Below are 6,121 nucleotides of genomic sequence, written 5' to 3'. Positions count from 1 at the left end.
AGAGCATTGAATTTTTCTCACTTATCTTGCTCTGATGTCAAGTGTATTTTTTATCTGCTCACTTATCCTTATCTTGTTACTTTTGTCAAGTTCATATTATACAAAATTAGATGCGCTTATCCTGATTTAGTAACACAGAGGTAGTATTAATTCATCCTTGGTTTCAACTCAGAATTTAACTTTTATGAATTACATCACCAAAATGAAAGTTATCAGCTTTCTCAATATTGAGAATATTTTCTGCTTGCTGCTTACCTATGATTTGCCCAATTTTGTAAATAGTCTGTGTTGCTTCAGACTTCACTCCTTCCCATCCTTTATCGGGTAAACCTTTACCACCAAGAATCTTGGCAATTGTAAAATCTCCTTTTGTATCCATATTGAAACAAGGAATTTGTGCTATGTTGTACAACTGATGTGCTGTTTCCGGTACTGCTTTACTAACGTAATTCATGATATTAGAAACTGTTACTTCTGTATCACCTGGTTTGTTTCCTGCACCTTGTAAAGCTTCAAGGAAATGATAAGTATAAATACTAATTGTTGCATCTTTTACCCAAGATTTTTGCTCACCTTCAGAAGATGTGAAAACTGCTCTACCTTTCCCCTTTTTCAACTCATCAATTAAACCTTTAGATGGTGCAACTCGGAGAAAATCATCAAACTCTTCATCCAGTTCTTTATTAAGTTCCAAATCAGCATCTTTAGAAGTTGCCATTCCTGCTGCATGACAACTATCAATAACAACTAACAAACGTTCAGATTGAATTTGCCGTAATGCTTCGGTAAAATCTTCTGCTGATAATGCCGAACCTGAAATTTTAGTAGGTTTAATGTCATGCTGCAATAAATAATATCGGTTTGTATTTTTATCTATCCAGCCATGTCCTGAGTAATAAATAAATACAGTAGCATTAGGATCAGATTCGGCTTTTTCTTTTAACCAATTTAATCCATCCAAAATACCTGCCTTGGTTGCATTTTCGTCATTTAGTACCTGAATATGATCCTTGTCATCAAGATAGGCACACAGTTCAGGATTAATTAATGCAGCATAAATTGCCTGGGTATCTTTGACAGTTACAGGCAAAGACAATTTACTGTAAGCAGATTTTCCAACACCAATTAGTAAAGCGTAACCGTGAATAAATTTCTCTGTCATGTCAATTTCTTCCTATGAAATAAAAAAATTAATTGCAAAGTAAATTGGTTATTCCTCATACCGACTGATGCGGAATATTACATAGTTATAAGGTAGTTTAGAACTGTCTGCCTTGTGTACGATCGCACCTATTTCTGGTTTGTAAATCCATTTGTTCCAGTCAATTACTGTTTCATCAGCAACTTGCACAGCAATATAGTTACCCTCTACTAGACGACAACCCATAGCTGAATCTTCAAAATCTAGTCCCAGGTAGAATTTCTGTACAGCCACATTTTCATGGCGTTGAGCTAGTAGTTTGACAACTCCCAAGGTGATTTCTGTGAAAGGTGCAATCGCTGGCTGGGTAGTTGTTAAAAGTTTGAGTCCACTTTGAAAGGGTGAAGATTCTAATGCTGTTAATATTGCCTTATCTTGCTCATTTTTAACGTTCACTGTCGAGCATTCAAAGGCTATTCCCTGTGAGCCTACATTCAACCCAATAAAGATGGGGTAGCCAGAAATACCAGCAGATTGTCCTTCTTGTACCCGATAGGTTTGGCTAAAGCTGACGGATTCTTGAGCATTAGCTACTTGATTTCTCACCGCAAAAGTAATCAGAACATTATGTGTCCCTCCACCAGGATACTTTTCAATATGCAAGCGATCTAAACGAATATTTACACGGTTATTTTTGAGAGTATTGTCAGCTTGTATTGCGCTGGGATGTTGAATGGATTGAGTTTGTATTGAACCTAATTTATGAGGCGCAATGTAACCAAACTGGTGAGTTGCATACATCCAAGGTTGGTCTTGGACGAAGTTTAAAAACTCTAAAATCCCTTTATCAAAGCCTTTTGAATGGGAATCGGCAACAACATTGCTTTCAAAATCGGGGTCTTTCATCTGTTGCAGCTTTGCGGCTATCCATTCAGGATCTTCGGATTCGCCAATAACCTGAATGTCCTCGAATACACTACTCAACACCATGTTCTCCTCTTGAGAAATATACATTCTAACCAGCACAAAGCTTTGTATTGGTGTATTTACACAATAAACTAAACTTGATTAGATTAAGCTTAATAATTGATACTAATTTTGGCTGTCAGGAGTTGGGACTTGTTAAATTGTTTTCGGTATTTATCCCTATTTTCTGCTAATATGCCATAATAATAAGCAATTTGTATGTTTAATGCGATCGCAGGTGGATAATCTCGTCATCTACTGGGGATATCGCCCAATAGAGGAAAATTTTAAAATCTCTTTGATTAGTTGTAGTACAAATATATTGAGAAAATCATGGGTACAGATGATCTACAAGCTATTATTAACAGGATTGCTAATAAGCAACACACGGAAGAAGATATAACATTATTACAACAACTGGTTACTGATAATCCCGCAATAGCATCGCAAATAGGCAAGAATATCGTCAATATTGGAGATGGTAAGGAGATCCATATAGGCGATCATATTAATCAACAGTGGAATGAACAAGCGATACAAGCTTTAGTTACAACTATCCAACAATCCAAAGCAGTCCAACGATCTAGAGAGGAAGAATTGCTGCTGGATGACGTAAAAAAAGAAGTTAAAGGTCGTTTAAAGAAATCTTTATTTGTAGAGAACACAAAGGCAATTAATTTAAAGAAGGAACTACAGCCAGAATTAGTTAACTGTCCTTGGAATTTAGATATCAAAATCGGTTCTGACATCAATGGAAGTAGTTTTGATGAGCCTAAAATCATAGATATATTTAATCAAGATGAGATTGCAGGTAAATTACTAATTCTTGGGGAACCTGGTTCAGGTAAAACAACAACTTTATTGGAATTATCGGAAACTTTAGTTAATATCGCAGAAGAGCAGCCTTTAAAACCTATACCTGTGCTTCTCAACTTATCTTCTTGGCAACCTCGACAACCCATTCGCAAGTGGATGATATTGACACTTAGTTCTAAATATGGAAAGCCACCTAAAACTATAGAACAATTGTTAAATGATCAAAAACTACTACCTTTATTAGATGGCTTAGATGAGTTAAACTCATTCCTTCGTCAGATATGTATTGGAGAGATTAATATATTTCTGAGTGAAGTTAATCGACCACTATCCTTGGTAGTATGTACCCGCAAAGAAGAATATATTAGTGCAAAAATAAGACTAAAACTAAATGGGGCTGTTTGTCTTCTTCCACTTAGTGATGACCAAATTCAAAGCTATTTGCAACAGATTAAAAATTTATCTGATTCACATACTTTCGTTCAAGATGCTATTCTGTTTGATCTAATTCGTATTCCATTATTTTTAAATCTTGCTATTTTCTGTTATAAAAAAAATTCTCCTCAAAAATGGCAGATGCTAGACTCATCAGAAGAGCGCCTTCAATATCTTTGGAACACCTATCTTTCTGAAAGATTAATTGATGATAATGACGCTAAAATCAAGAAAATTAGAGTATGGCTTACATGGATAGCTCAACAGTTAGCTCAAGAATCTAAATTTGATTTTGTAGTCGCCCAACTTCAACCCAGTAAAACTTTAAATAGAAATCAAAAAAAAGTATATATTTTGATTTTGCTTCTAATCATTTCATCAATAGTTGAACTAGCCATTTACCTAAATACAGGTTTAGACATAAAAGGACTTAAAAATATATTTCTCCAAATAAACATCCTATTTATCATAATAATCTTTTTGCTACTACGATCTTCTGTTGTTATCCAACCAAGGGAAAACTTGCTCAATTCCGTTGCAATATTACTATCAAAAGTTGCTATTACATTATTTATAGGATTAATTTCAGGACTATACTATTATTCAATTCCTCCCATATTTTCAATTGCTACTAGAGTTATTTCATTTAACTTAATAATAGTAGTTTCACCGTTACTGTTACTATTACTATTGGTACTTAGTGGAAAATATTTGAGTCCATCAGAGAAATGGCATAGTTTATTTTGGTATATTTCATTAATGCTAATCTCATTAATGAGAATATTGGGATTATTGTTTTCAATTTCTCAAGGTTTAATGCAAATTAAAATAGCGTTAATAGAAAAATTATGCAATAAATACAATAAAGTATACATAACATGGTTGATTCTGGATAGAATAGAAATATTATTAATTATTAGTATATTAATTGTCGCATTGTATCATATTTATTTATTTGTTTTGATAACAATTTCACTCTTTTGTTATTCTTTAAGTCTTGCTTTTTTTGGCAGAATGACCTGGAATAAATATATTAATAATTCAATACTACCTTCTTTTGTTTTAGTTATTTCACTAATATGCTCATCACTAATCAACTATTTTTTTGGAAGTAATGAGTCTCCGTGGTATGTCGGAATTATTAGCGGACTCATTTTTGGACAAATTACCCAAAACGTTTTAACAACATTTTTTCTCCCTCGTGAGAAATCCGGGTTAAGTCCAGAAAAAAGTAATCTCTCAAATCAGGGAATCCGAAACTATTTCATAAATGCGAGTATTGTTGGGATTACGAGTGGTTTAATCATTGGAGTAATTAGTGGCTATACCAAAGGTATAAGTTTCGGGTTAATTTTTTGGCTAATCAGTGAAGGGGCTGCCTGTGTTCAACATTTCAGCTTGCGTCTCGTTCTTTACTTGAATGGTTATATCCCTTGTGATTATACTAAATTCCTTAACTATGCTACCGACCGAACTATACTTCAACGAGTAGGTGGCTCATATCGGTTTATTCATTCACTTCTACAGGAACATTTTCTCAATATGTCATTTAAAACTCATAATAAACAATAAAATGATAATCATAAAAAAATTATGAATACTGCTGACAAAACAAATTCTATTCTCAAGCGTATTGCTGAAAATAAGCAAACAGAAGCTGATATTCAATATCTCCGAGAATTGCTTACAAGTGATGATAGCCAAAGATTGAAACAACTGGGTAAGTATAATGTCAATATTGGGGAAGGTAAGGATATCCATATAGGCGATAGAGTTTATTATCAAAATAATGATAAAGCTCTTCAGGCATTGATTGAAGTTATTCAAGCCAGTCAAGATAAAAATCGTGATGTTGAATATTTTAGAACAATAGAAGCTTGTAATAATCGCCAAGCTATAGAGCAATATTTTGAAGAGGTTTTACAAAAATTACGCCAAAAAGGGTGTTTGGAAATACGTCAAAACGTATTTAATACAGGTATATTGTTCAACTATATTGCTAGAATTAAAGACTTTGAAACAGGATTTGGAATGCGAGGAGAAGCCTTTTTTATGTTCTCTGAGTTTGCTAGTTTACGAATAACTACTTTGCAGCAATTCTCGGCTCAATCAATGGTGTGGGCTAGAGAAGCGGTTAGTCCAGATGCAGCAGGACAAGCATTCTTTAACTTCAGAATACCAACCCATCTTTGTTTTGCGATCGCCTTAGTAGATGAACTTGATATAAAAACCAGAGAAGCCATCCAAAGAACTAATCCATTTGACTTGCGAGTAGATATGCTTTGGTATGAAATCCCAGTAGTTTACGAACTAAGCCAGCAGCGATTGTACTTCTATGAAAAGCCTACAACTATTTGGGAACAATTTAAAGGTGAAATTGTCTGGAAACAATTGCGACAAGTTACTGAGCAAATTTTAAGTGGTTAATATGGCATACCGACTTTAAGAAGCCCGGACAAATTATCAACCGAAGCAGCGATTAAGACTTTAATTCTGCAAAAGCCTTGTTTCTAAAATAGATTTAACCTCTTCGTCCGTAGGGGCAGACGCATCAGTTTTCGCAATGCCTACTAAACTTGACGCAATGCCTTTATGTTTGACTGTCAAGGCAGGTTTTGTCCGCAGGGATTTCATTAAGATATTGATTAATTCCCAACGATCATCTTAGGGAAGCATTAGTAATTGTTCCTGAAGTTTTTGAAAAGTCATAGCGATTTGAGCCATAGAATAAATTTACATAGAATTGTACCCAATACTTATCGG

4 protein-coding genes are annotated in these 6,121 nt (G+C 34.3%); 2 read left to right on the top strand and 2 right to left on the bottom strand.

Annotation, left to right across the window (positions count from 1 at the left end):
• Positions 1 to 175: 175 nt before the first annotated feature.
• Entirely contained in the window at positions 176 to 1,162 is a 987-nt protein-coding gene (locus tag VB711_RS22320) for a caspase family protein (protein WP_323288512.1), read from the bottom strand.
• A 48-nt stretch (positions 1,163 to 1,210) separates the two neighbouring features.
• On the bottom strand, positions 1,211 to 2,155 hold the full coding sequence (locus tag VB711_RS22315) for a hypothetical protein (RefSeq protein ID WP_323288511.1): 945 nt from the start codon (positions 2,153 to 2,155) through the stop codon (positions 1,211 to 1,213).
• Between the two features lie 285 nt (positions 2,156 to 2,440).
• On the opposite strand from VB711_RS22315, the gene VB711_RS22310 reads away from it, so the two are divergent.
• Together VB711_RS22310 and VB711_RS22305 are read left to right on the top strand one after the other, a co-directional pair.
• On the top strand, positions 2,441 to 4,930 hold the full coding sequence (locus VB711_RS22310) for an NACHT domain-containing protein (protein WP_323288510.1): 2,490 nt from the start codon (positions 2,441 to 2,443) through the stop codon (positions 4,928 to 4,930).
• Positions 4,931 to 4,951: 21 nt separating this feature from the next.
• Complete coding sequence (locus tag VB711_RS22305) at positions 4,952 to 5,785, top strand: hypothetical protein (protein ID WP_323288509.1); 834 nt, start codon at positions 4,952 to 4,954, stop codon at positions 5,783 to 5,785.
• Positions 5,786 to 6,121 lie beyond the last annotated feature (336 nt).

It is taken from the genome of Cronbergia sp. UHCC 0137, from assembly GCF_034932285.1.
Lineage (GTDB): Bacteria > Cyanobacteriota > Cyanobacteriia > Cyanobacteriales > Nostocaceae > Cronbergia.
The sequence above is the reverse complement of the archived record's forward strand: the minus strand, read 5'-3'. Positions and strand labels throughout refer to the sequence as shown.